Source organism: Blattabacterium cuenoti, from assembly GCF_014251715.1.
GTDB lineage: Bacteria > Bacteroidota > Bacteroidia > Flavobacteriales > Blattabacteriaceae > Blattabacterium > Blattabacterium cuenoti_M.
The window spans coordinates 223,131-243,716 of record NZ_CP059198.1; the positions used below are offsets into that span (position 1 = coordinate 223,131).

Annotated in this window: 20 protein-coding genes; 12 read left to right on the forward strand and 8 right to left on the reverse strand. The window is 23.8% G+C overall.

Annotation, left to right across the window (positions count from 1 at the left end):
- Window positions 1-2: 2 nt before the first annotated feature.
- Window positions 3-1,070: a 3-phosphoserine/phosphohydroxythreonine transaminase gene (gene serC, locus H0H59_RS01055; RefSeq protein ID WP_185862316.1), complete on the forward strand. Its 1,068-nt coding sequence runs from the start codon at window positions 3-5 to the stop codon at window positions 1,068-1,070.
- A 4-nt stretch (window positions 1,071-1,074) separates the two neighbouring features.
- The gene (locus H0H59_RS01060; RefSeq protein WP_185862317.1) at window positions 1,075-1,731 is read left to right on the forward strand and encodes a YggS family pyridoxal phosphate-dependent enzyme; all 657 of its coding nucleotides are present in this window, start codon (window positions 1,075-1,077) and stop codon (window positions 1,729-1,731) included.
- On the opposite strand, the gene trpA is transcribed toward H0H59_RS01060, so the two are convergent.
- The 7 genes from trpA to H0H59_RS01095 are packed head-to-tail and all read right to left on the reverse strand — an operon-like array spanning window position 1,726 to window position 8,091.
- Entirely contained in the window at window positions 1,726-2,493 is a 768-nt protein-coding gene (gene trpA, locus H0H59_RS01065) for a tryptophan synthase subunit alpha (RefSeq protein ID WP_185862318.1), read from the reverse strand. The genes H0H59_RS01060 and trpA overlap by 6 nt on opposite strands.
- Complete coding sequence (gene trpB, locus H0H59_RS01070; RefSeq protein ID WP_185862319.1) at window positions 2,477-3,679, reverse strand: tryptophan synthase subunit beta; 1,203 nt, start codon at window positions 3,677-3,679, stop codon at window positions 2,477-2,479. Before trpB ends, trpA begins: the two co-directional genes overlap by 17 nt.
- Window positions 3,676-4,302: a phosphoribosylanthranilate isomerase gene (gene trpF / locus H0H59_RS01075; protein WP_185862320.1), complete on the reverse strand. Its 627-nt coding sequence runs from the start codon at window positions 4,300-4,302 to the stop codon at window positions 3,676-3,678. Before trpF ends, trpB begins: the two co-directional genes overlap by 4 nt.
- Window positions 4,299-5,099 carry an indole-3-glycerol phosphate synthase TrpC gene (trpC, locus tag H0H59_RS01080; protein ID WP_185862321.1) on the reverse strand — a complete coding sequence of 267 codons (801 nt, stop codon included), beginning with the start codon at window positions 5,097-5,099 and terminating at the stop codon, window positions 4,299-4,301. Before trpC ends, trpF begins: the two co-directional genes overlap by 4 nt.
- Complete coding sequence (gene trpD, locus H0H59_RS01085) at window positions 5,096-6,094, reverse strand: anthranilate phosphoribosyltransferase (RefSeq protein ID WP_185862322.1); 999 nt, start codon at window positions 6,092-6,094, stop codon at window positions 5,096-5,098. The genes trpC and trpD overlap by 4 nt, the downstream gene beginning before the upstream one ends.
- Before the next feature lie 5 nt (window positions 6,095-6,099).
- Window positions 6,100-6,675 (reverse strand): anthranilate synthase component II, encoded by a 576-nt coding sequence (locus tag H0H59_RS01090; RefSeq protein WP_185862323.1) that lies wholly within the window; start codon window positions 6,673-6,675, stop codon window positions 6,100-6,102.
- Between the two features lie 6 nt (window positions 6,676-6,681).
- The gene (locus H0H59_RS01095; RefSeq protein WP_185862324.1) at window positions 6,682-8,091 is read right to left on the reverse strand and encodes an anthranilate synthase component I family protein; all 1,410 of its coding nucleotides are present in this window, start codon (window positions 8,089-8,091) and stop codon (window positions 6,682-6,684) included.
- A 187-nt stretch (window positions 8,092-8,278) separates the two neighbouring features.
- Between H0H59_RS01095 and H0H59_RS01100 the strand changes: the two genes are divergently transcribed.
- Genes H0H59_RS01100 through H0H59_RS01145 form a run of 10 tightly spaced genes read left to right on the forward strand, consistent with a single transcriptional unit; the run spans window position 8,279 to window position 19,724 of the window.
- Window positions 8,279-10,069, forward strand: coding sequence for a putative porin (locus H0H59_RS01100; protein WP_185862325.1), 1,791 nt, complete (start codon window positions 8,279-8,281; stop codon window positions 10,067-10,069).
- 28 nt (window positions 10,070-10,097) lie between these two features.
- Window positions 10,098-10,793 carry a glycoside hydrolase family 73 protein gene (locus H0H59_RS01105; RefSeq protein ID WP_185862326.1) on the forward strand — a complete coding sequence of 232 codons (696 nt, stop codon included), beginning with the start codon at window positions 10,098-10,100 and terminating at the stop codon, window positions 10,791-10,793.
- A gap of 25 nt (window positions 10,794-10,818) precedes the next feature.
- Window positions 10,819-11,232 carry a glycine cleavage system protein GcvH gene (gene gcvH, locus H0H59_RS01110; RefSeq protein WP_185862327.1) on the forward strand — a complete coding sequence of 138 codons (414 nt, stop codon included), beginning with the start codon at window positions 10,819-10,821 and terminating at the stop codon, window positions 11,230-11,232.
- A 13-nt stretch (window positions 11,233-11,245) separates the two neighbouring features.
- Window positions 11,246-13,474 carry a heavy metal translocating P-type ATPase gene (locus H0H59_RS01115; protein WP_185862328.1) on the forward strand — a complete coding sequence of 743 codons (2,229 nt, stop codon included), beginning with the start codon at window positions 11,246-11,248 and terminating at the stop codon, window positions 13,472-13,474.
- A gap of 16 nt (window positions 13,475-13,490) precedes the next feature.
- Window positions 13,491-13,640, forward strand: coding sequence for a cbb3-type cytochrome oxidase assembly protein CcoS (ccoS, locus tag H0H59_RS01120; RefSeq protein ID WP_185862329.1), 150 nt, complete (start codon window positions 13,491-13,493; stop codon window positions 13,638-13,640).
- Between the two features lie 13 nt (window positions 13,641-13,653).
- A complete protein-coding gene (gene ccoO, locus H0H59_RS01125) occupies window positions 13,654-15,843 on the forward strand; it encodes a cytochrome-c oxidase, cbb3-type subunit II (protein ID WP_185862330.1) in 2,190 nt (729 codons plus the stop codon).
- Window positions 15,844-15,849: 6 nt separating this feature from the next.
- Window positions 15,850-16,017: a CcoQ/FixQ family Cbb3-type cytochrome c oxidase assembly chaperone gene (locus tag H0H59_RS01130; protein ID WP_185862331.1), complete on the forward strand. Its 168-nt coding sequence runs from the start codon at window positions 15,850-15,852 to the stop codon at window positions 16,015-16,017.
- A gap of 14 nt (window positions 16,018-16,031) precedes the next feature.
- A complete protein-coding gene (locus H0H59_RS01135) occupies window positions 16,032-16,916 on the forward strand; it encodes a cbb3-type cytochrome c oxidase N-terminal domain-containing protein (protein ID WP_185862332.1) in 885 nt (294 codons plus the stop codon).
- Window positions 16,917-16,954: 38 nt separating this feature from the next.
- Entirely contained in the window at window positions 16,955-17,404 is a 450-nt protein-coding gene (locus tag H0H59_RS01140; RefSeq protein WP_185862333.1) for a FixH family protein, read from the forward strand.
- Between the two features lie 40 nt (window positions 17,405-17,444).
- Window positions 17,445-19,724, forward strand: coding sequence for an NADP-dependent malic enzyme (locus tag H0H59_RS01145; RefSeq protein WP_185862334.1), 2,280 nt, complete (start codon window positions 17,445-17,447; stop codon window positions 19,722-19,724).
- On the opposite strand, the gene murI is transcribed toward H0H59_RS01145, so the two are convergent.
- Entirely contained in the window at window positions 19,711-20,523 is an 813-nt protein-coding gene (gene murI / locus H0H59_RS01150; protein ID WP_185862335.1) for a glutamate racemase, read from the reverse strand. The genes H0H59_RS01145 and murI overlap by 14 nt on opposite strands.
- Window positions 20,524-20,586: the final 63 nt, after the last annotated feature.

Here is a 20,586-nt window from a genome sequence, read left to right on the forward strand (position 1 = left end):
TTATGAAAATACACAATTTCAATGCAGGCCCTTCTGTTTTACCAAAAGAAGTTGTTATAAAATCAGCAAAATCTGTCATTGATTTTAATGAATCTGGATTATCTTTACTTGAAATATCTCATAGAAGTATAGATTTTTTAGAAATAATTGAAAAAACTATTAGTTTAGTAAAACGTATTATGAATTTAAATGATGATTATGCTATTTTGTTTCTTCAAGGAGGAGCTACATTACAATTTGCAATGGTTCCATATAATTTAATGAATAAACAAGCCGCTTATTTAGATACAGGATTTTGGTCAAAAAATGCTATTAAGGAAGCAAAAAAATTTGGAAAAGTAAAAATTTTATTTTCCGGTAAAAATAATAATTATACATATATATCAAAAAATTATAAAATTCCATATAATGTGGATTATTTTCATTGCACATCTAATAACACAATTGTTGGAACACAAATGAAAATATTCCCTAAAACCTCTATTCCAATAATTTGTGATATGTCTTCCGATATTTTTAGTAGAAAATTAAATTTTTGTCAATTCAGTTTAATTTATGCTTCTGCACAAAAAAATGTTAGTTCTGCAGGAATGACTATTGTTATTGTGAAAAAAGATATTTTAGGAAAAATTAAAAGAAATATTCCTTCATATATGGATTATAAAATTCATATACAAAATAATAGTATTTTGAATACTCCAAATGTTTTTTCTATTTATACTTCAATGTTAACTTTAGAATGGATAGAAAAAAAAGGAGGTCTTTCTTTTTTAGAAAAAAAAAATCAGTATAAAGCTAAATTATTATATAATGAAATAGATAAAAGTAATTTATTTGAAAATATAATACATAGAGATGATCGTTCTAATATGAATGTTTCCTTTTTTTTAAAAGAAAAAAATTTAGAAAAAGAATTCAATAAAATGTGGAAAAAAGAAAATATTGTAGGATTGGATGGCCATAGATTTTTAGGAGGATATCGTGCAAGCATATATAATGCTCTACCATTAGAAAGTATTCAATTTTTAATTGAAATTATGAAAGAATTTGATAGAAAATTTTCATCATGACATAATGAATTATATCGAAAATAAATTTTTTTCCATAAAAAAATTAATTCCAAAAAATATAGAAATTTTAGCAGTTTCTAAAAGTCAAGATATTTCTTACATAGAGAGGTTATATAAAATAGGACATAGAGATTTTGGAGAAAATTATGTTCAAGAAATGATAGAAAAATATAAAAAGTTACCAAAAGATATTCGTTGGCATATGATTGGAAGAATTCAAAGTAATAAATTAAAATATATCATACCTTTTATTCATTTGATTCATAGTGTTCAAAATATGAAACAAATTGAAATAATAAATAAAATAGCATTAAAATACAATAGAATTGTTCACTGTCTTTTACAAATAAAAATTGGGAATGAAGAAAGTAAATCAGGAATTACATCTCAAGAATCCTATAAAATATTGGAAAGTGAAAATTATAAAATTATGAAAAATGTAAAAATAATAGGAATAATGGGAATGGCTTCTTTTCAAGAAGAAACAGAAATAAACAATGAATTTGTGTATTTGTGCAAATTATATAGAAAATTAAAAAATAAATATGGACATTATATACTTTCTATGGGAATGAGTAGAGATTATCACATAGCAATAAAATATGGAAGTACAATTATTAGATTAGGAACTTCTATTTTTGGTGATAGAATAAAATTATAAAATAGATTTTATATATTTTTTTATACTTTCTTCCAATTTTTTCTCATTCAATGATTGAATAAAAGCACTTCCTATAATTCCTCCATTAGCATATTTACATGATAAATCAAAAGTTTTTTTATTTTTTATTCCGAATCCAATTAATTTTGGAATATTTATTGATAATTTTTGTATACGTTCAAAAAAAGATATTTGTTCTTTTCCAAAGGTATTAACTTCTCCTGTTATAGAATTAGAAGAAACTAAATATAAAAAACCATCAGAAATTTTACTTAAAATGTAAATTCTAGATGAACTTGTTTGTGGAGTAATCAAAAATATCATAGATAATAAATATTTTTTAAACAATTTTTGATATTTTTTTAAAAAAATATCAAAAGGAAGATCTGGAAAAATTAATCCAGAAATGCCTGATTTTTTGCATTCTTTTAAAAATTTTTCTTCTCCAAATTGATAAAATTGATTATAATATCCCATAAGAATAATAGGAATTTTTATTTCTTTTTTTAATTTCTCTATTTGATAAAATAATAAAGAAATATTCATCCCATTATTTAATGAAATTTTATTACTATTTTGAATCATCATCCCATCAGCTAAAGGATCAGAATATGGGATCCCAATCTCTATTAAATCCACAGGAAGATCCTGCAAAGTTTGTATTATTTTCACTGTGCTATTGATATTAGGAAATCCAGCTGTGAAATAAATGCATAATATATTTTTATTTTTTTTTTTGAAAAAATTATGTATTTGGTTCATCATTTAAATATTTAGTAAAAAATTTATCATAGATATTAATATCTTTATCTCCTCTTCCGGATAAAGTAACAATAACTATATCTTTTTTTTTAAAAGGAATATTTTTTAATGAAGCTAATGCATGAGCACTTTCTAAAGCAGGAATGATCCCTTCTAATCTTATCAATTCATATCCTGCTTTCAAAGCTTCTTCATCTGTAGAATGTAAAAAAACTACACGTTTTTTTACAAAAAGATTAGAAAACATAGGACCTATTCCTGGATAATCTAATCCAGGAGATATAGAATGTGCAGGAATAACTTGACCATCTTTATTCTGTAAAAGCATTGTCATGCTCCCATGTAATATTCCTTTAGAACCGCAGTGAATAGATGCAGCTGTTTTTTTTGTTTTTACACCTAATCCTGCTGCTTCTACGGCTATGAGATTTACAGAGGAATCATCTAAAAAATGATAAAAAGATCCTGCTGCGTTACTACCTCCTCCTATACAAGCAATGACATAATTAGGAAAAGTAGATTCTTCTTTTTCTTTTAATTGTATTTTAATTTCTTCACTAATAACAGATTGAATATCTGCTACCATTTGAGGATAAGGATGTGGTCCAACAGTAGAACCTATTAAATAATAACTTTTTGGATGTCCAATCCAATAACGAATAGCTTCATTAACTGCATCTTTAAGCGTTTTATTTCCACTAGTAACCGGAATAATTTTGGCTCCAAGAGATTTCATTCTAAGAACATTGGAATATTGACGATGGATATCTATTTCTCCCATAAAAATAATACATTCTAAATCCATTAACGCACAAGTAGTAGCAGTTGCTACTCCATGTTGTCCAGCACCTGTTTCAGCAATAATATTTTTTTTTCCTAGTTTTTTTGCTAATAAAGCTTGACCGATGGTATTATTAATTTTATGCGATCCTGTATAATTTAAATCTTCTCTTTTAAGATATATTTTAGCTTTATATTTATCTGAATATTTTTTACAAAAAAATAAAGGAGTAGGTCTACCTACATAATTTTTTAATATTTTTTTGTACAATTTTTTAAATTCAAAACTTGTAATAAATTCTTTATATTTGCATTGTAATTCTGTTATGTTACTATGTAACATCTCAGGAATAAAAGCTCCTCCAAATTCTCCATAATATCCATTTTCGTCAGCAAAAAATTTCATAATTTTCTTATTCTTTTTATAAAAGTATTTAACAATACACTATTTTTTTCTCCTGGACTAATCTCAAATTGACTATTCACATCTATTCCATACATTTTTGTATGGGAAAAATTTTTTATTTTATTAAAATCTTTTATTCCAATTCCTCCACTTAAAAAAAATGGAATTTTAAAATTATACTCATAAAGTTTTTCCCATCTAAATTTTTTACCACTACCTCCATAGGTAATTGTTTTATTATCAAATAAAAAATAAGTACAATAAGGAATATAATCTACAACTTTATGAAAAGAGAAAAAATCATCTATACTAAAACTTTTAATTAATTTTAATCCTTTTTTAAATAATTTTTCACAAAAAAAAGGACTTTCTGTTCCATGTAATTGAATAAAATCCAATTTATTTTTATTATTTATTTTCAATATATTTTTTTCTGATTCATTTACGAAAACTCCAGTTTTAAATATTTTTTTTGTTATTGTTGGAGCAATAAAATCGAAACCTACGAATCTAGGAGAAGGAGAATAAAATATAAAACCCATAAAATCAGGTAATAAATCGGAAATATTTTGTATACTAAATTTTATTCCGCATATTTTTATTTTTAATGATTGGTTTTTCATTTGGATGAATTGATTAATTTTAACAAAGATTCTATAAAATTTTTACAGATTTTACCAGGATTTTTATTTTTCATAAAATATTCTCCAATTAAAAAACCTCTAAATCCCCATTTTTTTAATTTAAAAATGTGATTAACATTGCTTATTCCACTTTCTGCAATTTTTATATAATTATCAGGAATTTTTGAAAATAATTTCAAACAATTATTATGATTTACTATAAAGGTCCGTAAATTTCTATTATTAATTCCTATTATATCTAAATTTTCTGTTATTTTATCTATTTCAAATTCATTATGAATTTCAAGAATAACTTCTAAATTCAAATTTTTAGCAATTTTTGAAAAATTTTTTATTTGATTTTTAGAAAGAATTGCCGCAATCAACAAAATAACATCTGCTCCTATAGATTTAGATTCTATAATTTGATATTCATTAATGATAAAATCTTTTCTTAAGATAGGAAGAGAAACTATAGAACGCGATTTTTTTAAATTTTCATTTTTTCCAGAAAAAAAATTCTTATCTGTAAGAATTGATATCCCACTTACTCCTGCCTGTTGATAATCTTTAACTACTTTTTCTACTGAAACGCTGTTATTAATAATTCCTTTAGATGGAGATTTTGATTTAAATTCCGCAATAATACCAATATCACTTTTTTTTATATTTTCAACTAAAGAAAAAGTTTTTCTATTGAAAAAAAGACTATTTTCTAATTTTTTTATGGGATAAAAAATTTTTTTATTGGATATTTCTTTTTGTTTTACAGATATAATTTTATCAAGAATATTCATAATTTTAATAATTTTTTAAGAATATTCTTAGCTTTTCCACTTTTTAAAGAACGTTTTGCTTTTTCATAATTATTTTCATAACTATCTTTGTTTAATAGACTTAATGCAAATGTCGCGTTTGTTAAAACAACTTTATTTTGAGCAATAGTCCCTTCTCCGGATAAAACATTAATAAATATACGAATATTTTCTTCTGTATTTTTTCCTCCTTCTAATTCATAAGGATTTACTTTAATATTGTTTTCTCCTATTTCTAATTCTTCTATAGAATAAAGTTGTTCTCCTTTTGGGGTATAACATTTTATATCACTAGTTAATGTTATTTCATCATATCCATCTAAACTATGTATTATCGCATAATTTTTTTTTGTATTTTGATACATGTAATAATATATTCTTGCTAATTCTAAATTATTTACTCCTAATAATTGATTTCTTGGAGATCCTGGATTTAGTAATGGACCAAGTGTATTAAAAATGGTTCGTACTCCTAATTTTTTTCTTGTTTTAGACATGGTATGTAACAATGGATGAAATATAGGTGCATGTAAATAACAAATACCTACTTTATCTAATTGATTTTTTAAATTTTCTTCATTATTTGTAAAATGATATCCTAATCCTTTTAATATATTGGAAGATCCTGTGATAGAAGATGAACTAAAACTACCATGCTTTATTACTTTTACTCCTGCCCCTGCTACTATAAAACATGCTAAAGTAGAGATATTAAAAGTATTTTTCCCATCTCCACCTGTTCCTACTATATCAATAGCATTGAACTCTGTTAGATTTATTTTTATACATAATTCCATCATTGCTTGTTTAAAACCTCCTATTTCTTCTAAAGTCGGAGTTCTCATATTATATATAGTGGCTATTGCAATAGCTTTATCTTGATTAATTTTTTCTTTTGATAATTCTATTATAAGATTTTTAGCTTCCTGTTTTGTTAGAGTTTTTTCTAAAAAAAGATATTCTAATATTTTTTTCATACTTATTATTCCATTTTCAGCCAATTATTTATTATTTTTTCCCCATATGGAGTTAAAATGGATTCTGGATGGAATTGTACACCACGTACATCATAAGATTTATGTCGTAAAGCCATAATTTCTCCTTTATCTCCAATTGCTGTAATCTGAAGTACTTCAGGAAAATTATGTGGAGAAATGATCCAAGAGTGATAACGTCCAACTTTTATCTCTCTAGGTAATTTTTGAAAAATAATTTCTTTTGAATCTACGATTTTAATAAAACTAGCTATTCCATGATAAACTTCTTTTGTATTAAGAAGAGTAGCTCCAAATACTTCTCCTATAGCTTGTTGTCCTAAACAAACTCCCAAAATACTTTTAGTAGAGGCAAAAGTTTTTATTAAAGGTTTTAAAATATGTGCTTCATCAGGAATTCCAGGACCTGGAGAAAGAATAATTTTTTTGTACTTTTCAATATCAGACAATTTAATTTCATTATTTCTAGATACTTGTACAGGATTTTTTGTTAATTTTTTTACAGCGTGAACAAGATTATAAGTAAAAGAATCGTAATTATCCAAAATTAGTATTTTATTCATAAAACTTCATATATTTTTAGCTAATTCGATAGATTTTAATAAGGCCATCAACTTATTATTTACTTCTTCTAACTCTTTTTCTTCCTTTGAATTAGAGACAATACCTGCACCAGCTTGAAAAAAAAGAGTATTGTTTTTACTTATAAAAGAACGAATAATTATAGCAGTATTGATATAAGAATTTTTTAATCCAAAAAAACCAATAGCTCCTCCATATACTCCTCTATGTTGATTTTCTATTTTATCTATCAACTCCATGGCTTTATATTTAGGAGCTCCAGAAAGAGTCCCTGCTGGAAAAGTATCTCCAAATACTTTTATAATGGATATATTATTTTCTAATTTTCCAGATACTTTAGATACCATATGTAACACATGAGAAAAAACTTGTATTTCTTTAAATCCTTCAACCTTTACATTAGAAGAGTTTTTACTTAAATCATTTCTTGCTAAATCTACTAACATAACATGTTCTGCATTTTCTTTTGGATTTTTTGCTAGATTTTCAGATAATTTTTTATCCTTATCTTCATTTCCTGATCTTCGTATTGTTCCTGCTATTGGATTTATATAGGCTTTTTGTTTATTAATGATTAACTGAGATTCTGGAGAAGAACCAAACAATTTATAATTTCCATAGTCAAAATAAAAAAGATATGGAGAAGGATTGATAAATCGTAAAGCACGATATACATTAAATTCATCTCCTTTAAATTTTTGTTGATATTGTCTAGATAATACTATTTGTAAAACATCTCCACGTAAACAAGCTTTTATTCCTTTAGATACCATTTTTTTATATTCTATGTCCGTAACATTTGAAGTACGATTTCCTATAGATTGAAATGGAAAAGAAGGAAAATTTTTCTTTTTTATTAATTCTATTAAATCATCTATATTAGTTTTTTTTTGAATATTATTAAATTGATGTTCAATTAAATACATTTTATTATAAAAATGATGAAATACAATTAAATTTTGATAAAAACCAAGTCGTATTTTTGGAATATTATATATTTTTTTAATTGGAACGTTAAATTTAATATTTTCAAAATATTGAATACTATCATAAGATATATATCCATATAAACCAGAATAGAAAATAGAAGTATTTTCATTTTTAAATTTTGTAAAAAAATCCTCAATTAAAATCTGAAGATCTAATCTATCATTTATAAATATGTGTTTATGAACACAATTTGGATATGATATTTTTAATACATTTTTACTTAGAATAAGTTCTGAAATTGGATTAATACAAAGAATAGAAAAATGATTTTTTGAAATTTGAGAATCAGAAAATTCTAATAATAATATATTTGGAAATATATCTCTTAATTTTAAATATAATTCTATTGGTGTAGTACTATCAGCCAAAATTTTTTTCTGAATAGTTCTAAAACTAAATTTAAACATGGCTTATGGTATTTTTATATGATAAAAAAAAGGACATCATAAAGACAAGCCTCATAAATATTGCTGGTACAACATCTACCTTAATTTAAAAGAATACCATTTACTTATAGAAATGACACTTACCTTATACAAATATAAATAAATTTTCATATCTATAGTGCAATTTATAATTCAATTATATATATATATGAAAATATTCATTCTTGTTTTTTTACTTTATATATTCCCTTATAATAAAAAAGAAATTATAGATATATCAAAAAAAAATTCTATAGAAGAATACCATCCTATTGATCAGGATTACAAATTTTGGACAGAAAAAAAAAACTTTAAAAAAACTTTTTTAGATACAAAATCGTTTTCTATAAAAAAATATTATTCTCATAATTTTTTTAAACATGACGATTTTGGTTCATTTTATAGTAATGGGCAAAATTTATTTATTCCTATAAATACGGAAAAAATATCTCTTTTTTCTAAAAAAATGTTTCTTTTTAAAGATCCTTTCTTTTCTTGTGAAAAAATACAATATTTTGATGTTAAAACTCCTACTTCAGAAATTTTTTATTCCAAAAATTCTTTTAAAGAAAAAATATCAGGATTTTTTTTTTCTCAAAGTCCAAATGAAAATACCAATTATTCTATAGAATATAGAAATCTTAATCATAAAAATGAACCTAATTTTGAAAAAAATCAAAAAATTTTTTTAACTACTTTTAGTTATCAAGATAAAGATAATTATTCATATAAATTATGGGGACATTATATTTTACAAAAATTCGATCTTAAAGAAGAAATCATAAAAAAATGGAACATTAGGAAAAATATTTTTTTTGATAAAAAAAAATTTATTTATAATAGATTTTATATAAATTTTATTCAAAAAATTAAAGAAAATAGGAATAAATCGTTTTTTTTAAAAACCTACATAGAATATGAAAAATATTCCAAAGATCATTTAATATATTATAAAAAAAATAAAATAAATCATTTTCATTTGAAAAATGGTTTATTTTTAATTTTTAATCAAAAAAAATTTAATTTAGAAATAGGATCTATTTTAGATAAAATCTATTATGAATTATTTTCTATTAATGAATATAATACAAAAATAATTCCTAAAAATAAGTATATAAAAAACTTCTCTATAGAAACAAAAATAAATTATCCTATTAATAACATTTTTAAATTTCATTCAAACGTTAAATGGATGATGGATAATTTTAAAAAACCTACTTCTTTACAAGGAAAGATTATTTTAAACACATTCTTTTTATCTAAAATAAATTTTTTAACTCAATTAAAAATTTATAAAAATACTATTAATAGTGATTTTATTCCTATTTATCTTTTATTAAAAAATAAAGATTGTTATAACAATCAACGAAAAAATATGCTTCTTTTTAATAAAGAACAAACAATAGATTTTTCTTTATTTTACGATAAAAATTATCATATTTCTTTTTTTATATCTAGACTAGATCATGTATTTCAAAATAAAACAGAAGAAATGGAAAAATTTTTATATCGTAAATCCCTTAAACTATACAGTTTAAAATTGACAACAATACATGATATATGGAAATTTCAATTACACAATACTTTTTTATATCAAAAAAATAATTCTGATCCGTTTATTTTTCCTATTCCAAATTTTTTATCAAGAAATACAATCTCTTATAAGGATAATTATTTTAATAAAGCTTTATCTATGCAAACAGGTTTTTCTATTCATTATTTTAGCAATTTTTATTATAAAAAAATTAATTATCCATTTGATTTACATTCTTTTTCTTCTGAAAAAGAATGTTTCCCAAATAAAATTGGAGGAAATCCTTTTATAGATTATTTCTTAAATTTAAAAATATATAAAACTGTATTCTATTTAAGCATTCAAAATATAGGATTAAATTATATTTCAAAAAATAATAAAGAATTATTTATTAAAATTGGATTTTTATGGAATCTTTTTACTTAAAAAAAAAATAAACATATAATTCATACAAATGAAAAATTTTTTTTATTTTATATTATTCTTTTTTATTATTCTATTTTTTTCTTATTCAGAAGATATAAAAAATAAGGAAAATAAAATAGAAAAAGAAAATGTAATAGAATATATTAAGAAATATGCTGTTTTTGCTATTGAAGAAATGGAAAAATTTGGAATACCAGCTAGTATTAAATTAGGACAAGGAATTTTAGAATCTTCTAGTGGAAACAGTTCTTTATCCAAAGCTACGAATAATCATTTTGGAATTAAATGTGGGAAAAATTGGATAGGAGATATTTATTACCATGATGATGATCTACCACAAGAATGTTTTCGAAAATATAATACTGTACAAGAATCTTTTCATGATCATTCTAAATTTTTACAACAACCACGTTATTATAGATTATTTTTATTAAAAAAAAATGATTATCAATCTTGGGCTACAGAGTTACAGAAAGCAGGATATGCTACATCCTTTAATTATGCAGATTTGTTGATAAATAAGATCGAAAAACATTTTTTATGGAAATTTGATGAAGAAATTTCTTGTGGAATAGAAGAACGAATAAAATTATATTTAACCTATATTATGCAATATAAAAAGAAAGATTCTTTTTTTGATAAAAAAAAACGTTTTATTTATCAAATTTTTCTTTTTTTTAAAAAAAAATTAACCTATTCTAAAACAAAAATTCATCATTTTTAATTTAAAAATTTATTACGAAATATATATGAACTCTAATCATTTAAGGTATAGTAAAAATCATGAATGGATTGGATTAAAAATCCAAAATGAAATACAAAATAAAAAAGCTTATGTTGGAATTACTAATTTTGCTAAAAAGGAGTTAGGTGATATTATTTATCTAGATATAGAAGATACTATTATAGGAAAAATAATAAAAAAAGGAGAAATATTTGGAACAATAGAAGCGGTAAAAACAGTTTCCGATTTATTCATGCCTGTTTCAGGGTGTATACTTGAAATTAATAAAAAATTATTATCCAAACCAGAACAAATAAATAAAGATTCTTATAATAAAGGGTGGATGATTATAATAGAAATTTTATATATAAAAGAATATAAAAAGTTAATGTCTTTAGAAGAGTATAATAAATACATACAGAATCCCCCCATAAAATAAAGAAAAATACAATATGAGAAAGCATGATATTTTTTATTACCTTGATGATAAAAAAGTTGCAGAAAAAATAATTGATTTTAATCATAAAAATATTACGACTGTTCGTTTTTTAATACCTTCTATCCATTGTAGTTCTTGTGTTTTTATTTTGGAAAATTTATCTAAAATTCATAAAAATATTTTTGATTCTACTGTTGATTTTTCGAATAAAAAAATTAGTATAACATTTAATAATGTAGAATTTAAACTAAGTGATTTAGCGATTATGCTTGATAAAATGGGATATAGACCTGATGTAAATTTTGAATCAATAGAAAATAATCAAAAAAACACATTTGATAGAAAATTAATAGGGAAATTGGCAATTTCTTTTTTTTGTTTTGGAAATATTATGCTTTTAGCTATTCCAGAATATGTTGGAGCTTATAAAGATACATGGTATCTAGATCATAGAAATTTTTTTCGTTATCTCATGTTCATTTTATCTTTACCAGTCGTAATATTTTCTTTTGTTGATCATGTTAAATATGCCGTTTTAGGATTAAAAAAATATATTTTCAATATGGATATTCCTATTTCTATTGGGATATTTGTTCTTTTTTTTTGGAGTTCTTATGAAATTTTTTTTGATTTAGGTTCTGGATATTTTGATAGTCTTTCTAGTTTTTCTTTATTTTTATTGATAAGCAGAATATTGCAAATTCATACTCATAATAAAATTTTTTCTTTCAACAAAAATTATAAATCTTTCTATCCAATTTTAATTAAAAAAATACACAATAATAAAAAAGAAGAAAATATTTTACTTTCTTCTTTAAAAAAAGGAGATATGATTTTAATTAGAAATGAGGAAATCATTCCTGCCGATTCTATCTTGATAGAAGGAAATGCTATACTAGATAATAGTTTTATTACAGGGGAATCCTATTTAATAAACAAAAAAGTAGGAGAACGTATTTATGCTGGGTCTAAACAAAAAGGACAAGCTATTTTAATAAAAATTATTAAAAGTGTGGATCATAGTTATTTAAGTTTATTGTGGAATAAAAATAAATCTAAAAATTATTCTAAAAACTATTTAAATTCAATCTATACTAGATTCAGTAAATATTTTACTCCTACAATTTTGATGATTTCTATAATAACTGGAATGTACTGGTATTTTATAAAAAATGATATACAAAAAATATTTCAGACCACTTTTTCAGTTTTAATTATTACTTGTCCTTGTGCTTTAGTTCTTTCTACTCCATTGATATTTGGAAATATCATACGATTTTTTTCTAAAAAAGGTTTTTATATAAAAGATATTTTCACAATGGAAAGAATTTCTTCCATAAAAACTTTAATTTTTGATAAAACTGGTACCATAACGGATATAGATAAAGAAAAAATATGTTTTGTGGGAAATATTGAATATGAGGAAAAAAAAATTATAGCTTCTTTATTAAAAAATTCAAGTCATCCTTTAAGTCAAAAAATATTATCAGAATTATCTATAAAAAATTTTTATTCTATAGAAAATTTTAAGGAAATAATAGGGGAAGGGGTAGAAGGAGTGATTCAAAATATGCCAGTTAAAATAGGATCTACAAAATACTTAGGAATTAAAACCATAAAAAAAAATGAAAAAAATAAAACAAAAGTTTCTATTTCTATAAATAATAAATTTATAGGATATTTTTTATTTAGAAATTATTATCGTGAAGGAATAGAAAAAATATTTAAAGATTTAAAAAAATATAAAATAATTATTCTTTCTGGAGATCATAATAAATTGGAAGAAAAATATTTAAAATCTATTTTACCAAAATTCAGTAAGGTTATTTTTAATCAAAGTCCAGAAGATAAACTCAATTATGTTAAAGAACTACAAAAAAAAGGAGAAAAAATTATGATGTTTGGAGATGGAATTAATGATTGTGCCGCATTAAATCAAAGTGATGTAGGAATCGCTGTATCTGAATATACTACGAGTTTTTTCCCAAGTTGTGATGCTTTTTTGCAATCTAATTGTTTGAATAAAATTTTCTTTTTTTTGAAAATATCCAAAATATCTATAAAATTAGTGTTAATCAATTTTATGATTAGTTTATTTTATAATAGTGTAGGAATTGTGTTTGCTATTACAGGAAATTTAAGACCTTTTATCGCAGCTATTTTAATGCCTTTAAGTTCTTTATCTGTTATTTTTTTTTCTATTGTATCTACTTGGATAATTTCACGAAGATTAATATTTTAATATAAATTTTTTATTTATGGATATATTAATTATAATGATATTATCTAGTATTTCTTTAGGGGCTATTTTTCTTATATTTTTTTTAATTGGTCTTTATAATGGACAATTTGATGATTATGAATCTCCTAAGATTAGAATTTTAGTCGATGATATGGAAAAAAATTAATAATGATTTTCTGATGAAATTAAAAACATATTATTATAATAATCGTATTGTAAAAGCTTTTTTATACGCTACGATATTTTGGGCACTTATGGCATTTATAGCTGGATTATTTATTGCCTTATTATTATTTTATCCTGAACTTCCTGAATTTATTTTTAGAAGTAGACTTCAGTATTCTCAAGGAATCATGGGATTTGGACGATGGAGAATGTTACATACAAATACTGCTGTTTTTGCTTTTGTAGGAAATATAATTTTTACAGGGTATTACTATGCTTTGCAACGTTTATTAAAAACGAGAATTTTTAGTGATATTCTTAGTTGGATTCATTTTTGGGGATGGCAAATATTTATTCTTTCTACTTGGATTACTTTTTTGTTAGGAATAAATACAAGTAAAGAATATGCGGAACATGAATGGCCTATAGATATAGGAATTTTTTTTATTTGGATTATTTATGGAATTAATATGATAGGGAGTATTTTAAAAAGAAGAATTAAACATTTGTATGTCAGTATTTGGTTTTTATTAGGAACATGGGTTGCTGTAGCTATGTTACATTTATTTAACAATCTTGAATTACCTATATCTCTTTTATCTTTTAAAAGCTATTCTATATATGCTGGTGTACAAGATGCTTTAATGCAATGGTGGTATGGACATAATGCTGTTGCTTTTATTTTGACTACCCCTATATTAGGATTAATGTATTATTTTGTTCCAAAAGCATCTAATCAACCTATTTTTTCTTATAAACTTTCTATTATTCATTTTTGGTCCTTAATTTTCATATATATTTGGGCAGGCCCTCATCATTTAATGTATACATCGCTTCCTAATTGGGCTCAAATGTTGGGGACTATTTTTTCTATCATGTTGATCGCTCCTTCTTGGGGGGGGATGTTGAATGGATTGCTAACCTTAAGAGGATCTTGGGATCAAATGAAAACAAATCCTATTTTAAAATTTTTTGTAGTAGGAATCATTTGTTATGGTATGGCAACTTTTGAAGGACCTATGTTAGCTACTAAAACTCTTAATTCTATAGGTCATTTTACTGATTGGGTAATAGCTCATGTTCATTTGGGAACTTTAGGATGGAATGGTTTTATGGCTTTTGGAATTATGTATTGGTTGACTCAAAAAATATGGAATACAAAATTGTATTCTATATCATTAGCTAATATACATTTTTGGTTAGGGGTTTTAGGGATTGTATTATACATTTTTCCCATGTATTTTGGATCTATATTACAATCTGGAATGTGGAAAAAATTTAATCCAGATGGGACTTTAACTTATAAAAATTTTTTAGACTCTGTTTTATCTATTATTCCATTTTATAAAATAAGATTTATAGGTGGAATAATTTACTTTTTAGGTTTTGTTTTAATGATTTTTAATATTATTAAAACAATAAAAATGGGGTATTCATTTAATAATGAAGAATTTAAATGTAATCCATTTTATAGGGATGAAAAAGAAAAAAATGAAAAATTTCATAGTTGGTTAGAAAAAAAACCAATACAATTAACAATTCTTTCTTTTATAGCGGTAGCTATTGGAGGTTTTATAGAAATAATTCCTACTTTAGTAATTAAATCTAATATTCCTACTATTCATAGTGTTAAACCTTATAAAGCTTTAGAATTAGAAGGTAGAGATTTATTTGTTAGAGAAGGATGTAACGCATGTCATAGTGCACAAATTCGTCCGTTTAGAGATGAAGTTGTTCGTTATGGAGAATATTCTAAAGCTGGAGAATTTGTCTATGATCATCCATTTCTTTGGGGTTCTAAACGAACAGGACCAGATTTGGCTAGAGAAGGAGGTAAAAATCCTAATTCTTGGCACTATAATCATATGTATAATCCTCGTACTACTTCACCTGGATCTATTATGCCAAGATATCCTTGGCTTATTTATAATAAATTAGATAGATCTAATACAGAAAAAAAATTGAAAGCAATGGTAAAATTAGGAGTTCCATATACTTTGGAATATATAAAAAATGTAAATAAAGAAATGGATAGTCAAGCAAGTAAAATTGTATTTGATATTTATAAGGAATATCCTAATTTAAAGATAGAAATAGATCAACAAAAAAAAGTAGAAAATAAAAAATTTGTTCCTTTAGAAAAAAGAGAAATTATAGCTCTTATTGCTTATTTACAACGCTTAGGAACAGATATTAAATCTTAAATATGAATGATAAGTTTTTTTAAACAATATTTTACAGAAGAAAAAAATGTAGGATTTTTTCAATCTTTTATGTTAATTTTATTTTTATTAGTTTTCTTTTTAATTTTATTTTTTGTGTATTCAAAACCTAAAAAATATTATAAAGAAATAAGTTTAATTCCTTTAGAAGAATAAAAAAATAAAAGATAATGAGATCTAAAATTCCTTCTTTTATTATGATTCCTTCTTCTTTATCTGTTATAATATTTATGTTTTATGTATTTTTTAGAAGTTATAATTATATATCTTATTTAACCCATCCTATCACTGTATCTTTTTTTATTATAATTACGATATTATTGTGTATTTTGGAATGTGTTAATAATTTGATTTTTAAAGAAAAATTACAATTTCTTACAGAAGAAGAAAAAAGGAAAATTTTTGAAGAAAACGAAGGAAATTATTTTTATAGGTTTTATAGATTTATATTTCATAATCCTAAAAAAATGAATAATGGAGTAAAAAAAATAGATCATGGATTTGATGGAATTATAGAATTAGATAATAAATTACCAATGTGGTGGGTTCATCTTTTTTATCTTACAATTGTTTTTTCCGTAATTTATTTTTTTTCTTATTTATTCATGGATTTTTCTAATCCCTATAAAGAATATAATATAGCTTACAAAAATCAGTTGAAAAAAATAGAAATTTTTGAGAAAAATACTCCACAAGCAACTATAGAAAATGCTGTCTTTAATAAAAATTTAATTAATAGTGGAAAAACTCTTTTTGTGGAAAATTGTGCTACTTGTCATCAATCGGATGGAAGTGGAAATATAGGTCCTAATTTAACAGATGATTATTGGATAAATATAAAAGAAAAGGATTTATTTAAAAATATATTCTCTATAATATGGAATGGGAGCGATAATAATCCTACTATGCGTGATTTTGGAAAATCAGGAGAAATTAAAGGAAACGATATTGAAAAAATATCTAGCTATGTATATTTTATAAATCAATATTCTAAAAAACCTTTAACATATAAAGGGGCTCAAGGTAAAAAAATAATAGAATGGAGAAAAATATAATTTTTTTTATAAAGTTGGGATCATGTAAAATTTGAATTATGAAAATAAAATTCAATTGGGATACCGGAATTGTATTATCTTTATTTATTTTTGTAATCTTTATTCTTTATATTGCCTTTTTTTTCCCCCATGCAGAAAGCCAACTCGTATCAGATAGATATTATGAAGAAGAAATGAAATATCAGGATATTATAAATGAGAAAAAAAATGTATTAACACTACCTAAAAAAATAAAAGTTACCATTTTATCTTCTGGTATAAAAATTATATTTCCTCCTATTAATGATAATATTAATGGATTTTTTATTTTATTTAGATCTTCTTCTAAAGATTTAGACATAAGACGATCTTTTAAAATATTGAAATATTCAAATAAAATATTGTTTATTTCTAAAAATTTTTTAAAAAAAGGATATTATAAAATTATAATTAGATGGGTATCAGATAAAAAATATTTTTTTGAAAAAAATATTTTTTGGGAAAAATAACATTTTTTTTTTCTGTTTTCAGAATTCATAAATTAATATTATGAGAAAAAATATAAGTAATTTTCGTGAAGAATCTTTAAATTATCACAGTCAATTCCCTTCCGGAAAAATACAAATAACCCCTACAAAAAAATATAGTAGTCAAAGAGATTTATCTCTTGCTTATTCTCCAGGTGTTGCAGAACCTTGTAAGGAAATAGCTCGTTATTCTAACGAAGTATATAAATATACATCTAAAGGAAATCTTGTTGCAGTTATTACTAATGGATCAGCTGTATTAGGTCTTGGAGATATTGGGGCATTAGCTTCTAAACCTGTTATGGAAGGTAAAGCTCTTTTATTTAAAATATTTTCTGGAATTGATGTTTTTGATATAGAAATAGACGAATCTGATCCAGAAAAGTTTATAGAAATAGTAAAAGCGATTGCTCCTACTTTTGGAGGGATAAATCTAGAAGATATCAAAGCCCCAGAAGCTTTTAAAATAGAAAAAAGACTTAAAAAAGAGTTAAATATTCCTGTAATGCATGATGATCAACATGGAACTGCTATTATTTCTGGTGCTGCATTACTTAATGCTATTACCTGTGTTGGTAAAAAAATTAATAAAATAAAAATGGTTGTTAATGGAGCAGGTGCTGCTGCAATTTCTTGTACAAGAACATATAAGAAACTTGGCGTTAAATCTGAAAATATTCTTATGTTTGATAGTAAGGGTTTATTACATACTTCCAGAACAGATTTAAATAAAGAAAAAAAAGAATTTGCTGTGAGTACTTATAAAATTAAAAAATTGGAACAAGCTATTAAAAATGCGGATGTATTCATTGGGTTATCTATAGGGGGAATATTAACAGCTGATATGTTAAAAAGTATGTCTAAAGATCCGATTGTATTTGCTATGGCTAATCCTGATCCAGAAATAGATTACAATCTAGCAATAAAAGTACGTCCAGATATTATTATGGCTACTGGAAGGAGTGATTATCCAAATCAAGTAAATAATGTTTTAGGATTCCCTTATATTTTTAGAGGAGCACTAGATGTTCATGCTCATGTTATTAATGATCAAATGAAACTTGCAGCTGTATATGCTATAGCCTCTTTAGCAAAAGAACCTGTTCCAGAACAGGTAAATATTGTTTATAATAAAAAAAATATTTCTTTTGGAAAAGAATATATTATACCAAAACCTTTTGACAATCGTTTGATTACTCGTGTATCCCCTGCAGTAGCTCAAGCGGCTATGGATTCTGGAGTAGCAAAAAATCCTATTTCCGATTGGAAAATTTATAAAGAAAAGTTACTTGATAGAATGGGATATGAAAGTAAAATACTTAGAATGATTCAAAATAGAGCACGTACAAATCCTAAAAAAGTTGTTTTTTGTAATGGAGAAGAATACGAAATTCTTAAATCTGTTCAAATTCTTCATGAAGAAGGAATTGTTTCTGTTCCTGTTGTTTTAGGAAATGAAGATAGAATAAAACATTTAATTAATGAAAATAATTTAAACGTTGAATTAGAAATTATAGATCCAGAAAAAGAAGAAAATATAAAAAAAGTAGAATATTTTGCTAAAATTCTTTGGAAAAGAAGAAATAGAAAAGGCTTGACATTATATGATTCAAAAATACGTATGCGAACTAATGATCATTTTGGAGCTATGATGGTAGATCAAGGAGAAGCAGATGCAGTTATAACAGGATATTCACGAAGTTTTTCATTAAGTTTGCGGCCTATGTTAGAAGTAATTGGAAAAGAAAATTCTGTTAAAAAAATAGCGGGAATGATGATTTTATTAACTAAAAGAGGCCCTCTATTTTTAGCAGATACGGCAGTAATTCCAGATCCTACAAGTGAAGAATTAGCTAGAATAGCTCTTATGGCTTCTCATGTAGTGAGAGGATTTGACATTGAACCGCATATAGCTATGTTATCTTTTCAAAATTTTTCATCAAATTCCAAAACATCTTCTAAGGTATCTAAAACCGTAGCTTTTTTACATAAAAAATATCCAGATCTAATAGTAGATGGAGAATTACAACCTGATTTTGCTTTAAATGAATTTTTATTAGCTAATAAATTTCCTTTCTCTAAACTTGTTCAAAAAAGAGCAAATATTTTTATTTTTCCAAATCTAGAATCAGGAAATTTAACTTATAAATTTATTAGAGGATTAGGAAATGTTCAAACTATTGGTCCTGTTATGTTAGGTATGCGAAAACCAGCACATGTTATGCAAATGCAATCTAATATAGAAGAAATAGTGAATTTAGCTACTTTATCTGTAATAGATGCACAAATTAGAACAAATTAAAAACATGTGTTTTAATCAATGCTTTTTTTCCGAAAATAATTCGAACTTTTTTTTCAAAAAAAGTAGGAAGATAACTAGATGTATAAAAAATAGGGAACTTTTTATAGGGGGAATGAAGACACAATAATTTTTTTTCATTTAATTTTTTTTTTATTTCTTCCACTACTATTTTTTGTATATCAATTAAATGAACTTGTCCATGATAAAAATTTTCTATTTGTTGTTTCAAAAATAAATAATGAGTACAAGCCAGTAATAGCGTATCTATTGATTTAAAATAATTTAAATAATTTTTTATCAAAAAATTTATTTTTTTTATTTCAAAACCTTTTTCAATAATGGGAGCTAATAAAGGAGTAGATATTTGAATTACATCTAAATGATGATGATATTTTTTTATTTTTTTTATATAAAAATTGGAACGTATGGTAGCAGGTGTAGCGATGATCCCTATTTTTTTGGAAGAAAACAAAATTTTATTTTTTACTATAGGATCTATAACATTAAATATTAATATTTTTTTATGAAATTTTTTATAAATTACATCTAAAGCATTAGATGATATAGAATTACATGCAATTACTAAAGCTTTACATTTTTTTTTATAAAGAAAAGAAGCTATTTTTATAGAATTTTTTATAATAAAATTTTTAGATTTTTCTCCGTAAGGCATATTTTTAGTATCTCCAAAATAGATAAAATATTCATTAGGCATCTGTATTTTTATTTCTTTAGCGATAATAAGGCCGCCAATACCAGAATCAAATATTCCTATTGGAGATAATCTACTTATTTTCATAATTAAAAAAAATATAGATAAAACGATTTTTTATGGTAAAAAAAAGATAAAAAAAATTAATCT

What these genes read in the sequence shown, in the direction of transcription:
- serC (WP_185862316.1), top strand. Translation starts at nt 3, where the DNA reads ATGAAAATACACAATTTCAATGCAGGCCCTTCTGTTTTACCAAAAGAA.
- H0H59_RS01060 (WP_185862317.1), top strand. Translation starts at nt 1,075, where the DNA reads ATGAATTATATCGAAAATAAATTTTTTTCCATAAAAAAATTAATTCCA.
- trpA (WP_185862318.1), bottom strand. Translation starts at nt 2,493, where the DNA reads ATGAACCAAATACATAATTTTTTCAAAAAAAAAAATAAAAATATATTA.
- trpB (WP_185862319.1), bottom strand. Translation starts at nt 3,679, where the DNA reads ATGAAATTTTTTGCTGACGAAAATGGATATTATGGAGAATTTGGAGGA.
- trpF (WP_185862320.1), bottom strand. Translation starts at nt 4,302, where the DNA reads ATGAAAAACCAATCATTAAAAATAAAAATATGCGGAATAAAATTTAGT.
- trpC (WP_185862321.1), bottom strand. Translation starts at nt 5,099, where the DNA reads ATGAATATTCTTGATAAAATTATATCTGTAAAACAAAAAGAAATATCC.
- trpD (WP_185862322.1), bottom strand. Translation starts at nt 6,094, where the DNA reads ATGAAAAAAATATTAGAATATCTTTTTTTAGAAAAAACTCTAACAAAA.
- H0H59_RS01090 (WP_185862323.1), bottom strand. Translation starts at nt 6,675, where the DNA reads ATGAATAAAATACTAATTTTGGATAATTACGATTCTTTTACTTATAAT.
- H0H59_RS01095 (WP_185862324.1), bottom strand. Translation starts at nt 8,091, where the DNA reads ATGTTTAAATTTAGTTTTAGAACTATTCAGAAAAAAATTTTGGCTGAT.
- H0H59_RS01100 (WP_185862325.1), top strand. Translation starts at nt 8,279, where the DNA reads ATGAAAATATTCATTCTTGTTTTTTTACTTTATATATTCCCTTATAAT.
- H0H59_RS01105 (WP_185862326.1), top strand. Translation starts at nt 10,098, where the DNA reads ATGAAAAATTTTTTTTATTTTATATTATTCTTTTTTATTATTCTATTT.
- gcvH (WP_185862327.1), top strand. Translation starts at nt 10,819, where the DNA reads ATGAACTCTAATCATTTAAGGTATAGTAAAAATCATGAATGGATTGGA.
- H0H59_RS01115 (WP_185862328.1), top strand. Translation starts at nt 11,246, where the DNA reads ATGAGAAAGCATGATATTTTTTATTACCTTGATGATAAAAAAGTTGCA.
- ccoS (WP_185862329.1), top strand. Translation starts at nt 13,491, where the DNA reads ATGGATATATTAATTATAATGATATTATCTAGTATTTCTTTAGGGGCT.
- ccoO (WP_185862330.1), top strand. Translation starts at nt 13,654, where the DNA reads ATGAAATTAAAAACATATTATTATAATAATCGTATTGTAAAAGCTTTT.
- H0H59_RS01130 (WP_185862331.1), top strand. Translation starts at nt 15,850, where the DNA reads ATGATAAGTTTTTTTAAACAATATTTTACAGAAGAAAAAAATGTAGGA.
- H0H59_RS01135 (WP_185862332.1), top strand. Translation starts at nt 16,032, where the DNA reads ATGAGATCTAAAATTCCTTCTTTTATTATGATTCCTTCTTCTTTATCT.
- H0H59_RS01140 (WP_185862333.1), top strand. Translation starts at nt 16,955, where the DNA reads ATGAAAATAAAATTCAATTGGGATACCGGAATTGTATTATCTTTATTT.
- H0H59_RS01145 (WP_185862334.1), top strand. Translation starts at nt 17,445, where the DNA reads ATGAGAAAAAATATAAGTAATTTTCGTGAAGAATCTTTAAATTATCAC.
- murI (WP_185862335.1), bottom strand. Translation starts at nt 20,523, where the DNA reads ATGAAAATAAGTAGATTATCTCCAATAGGAATATTTGATTCTGGTATT.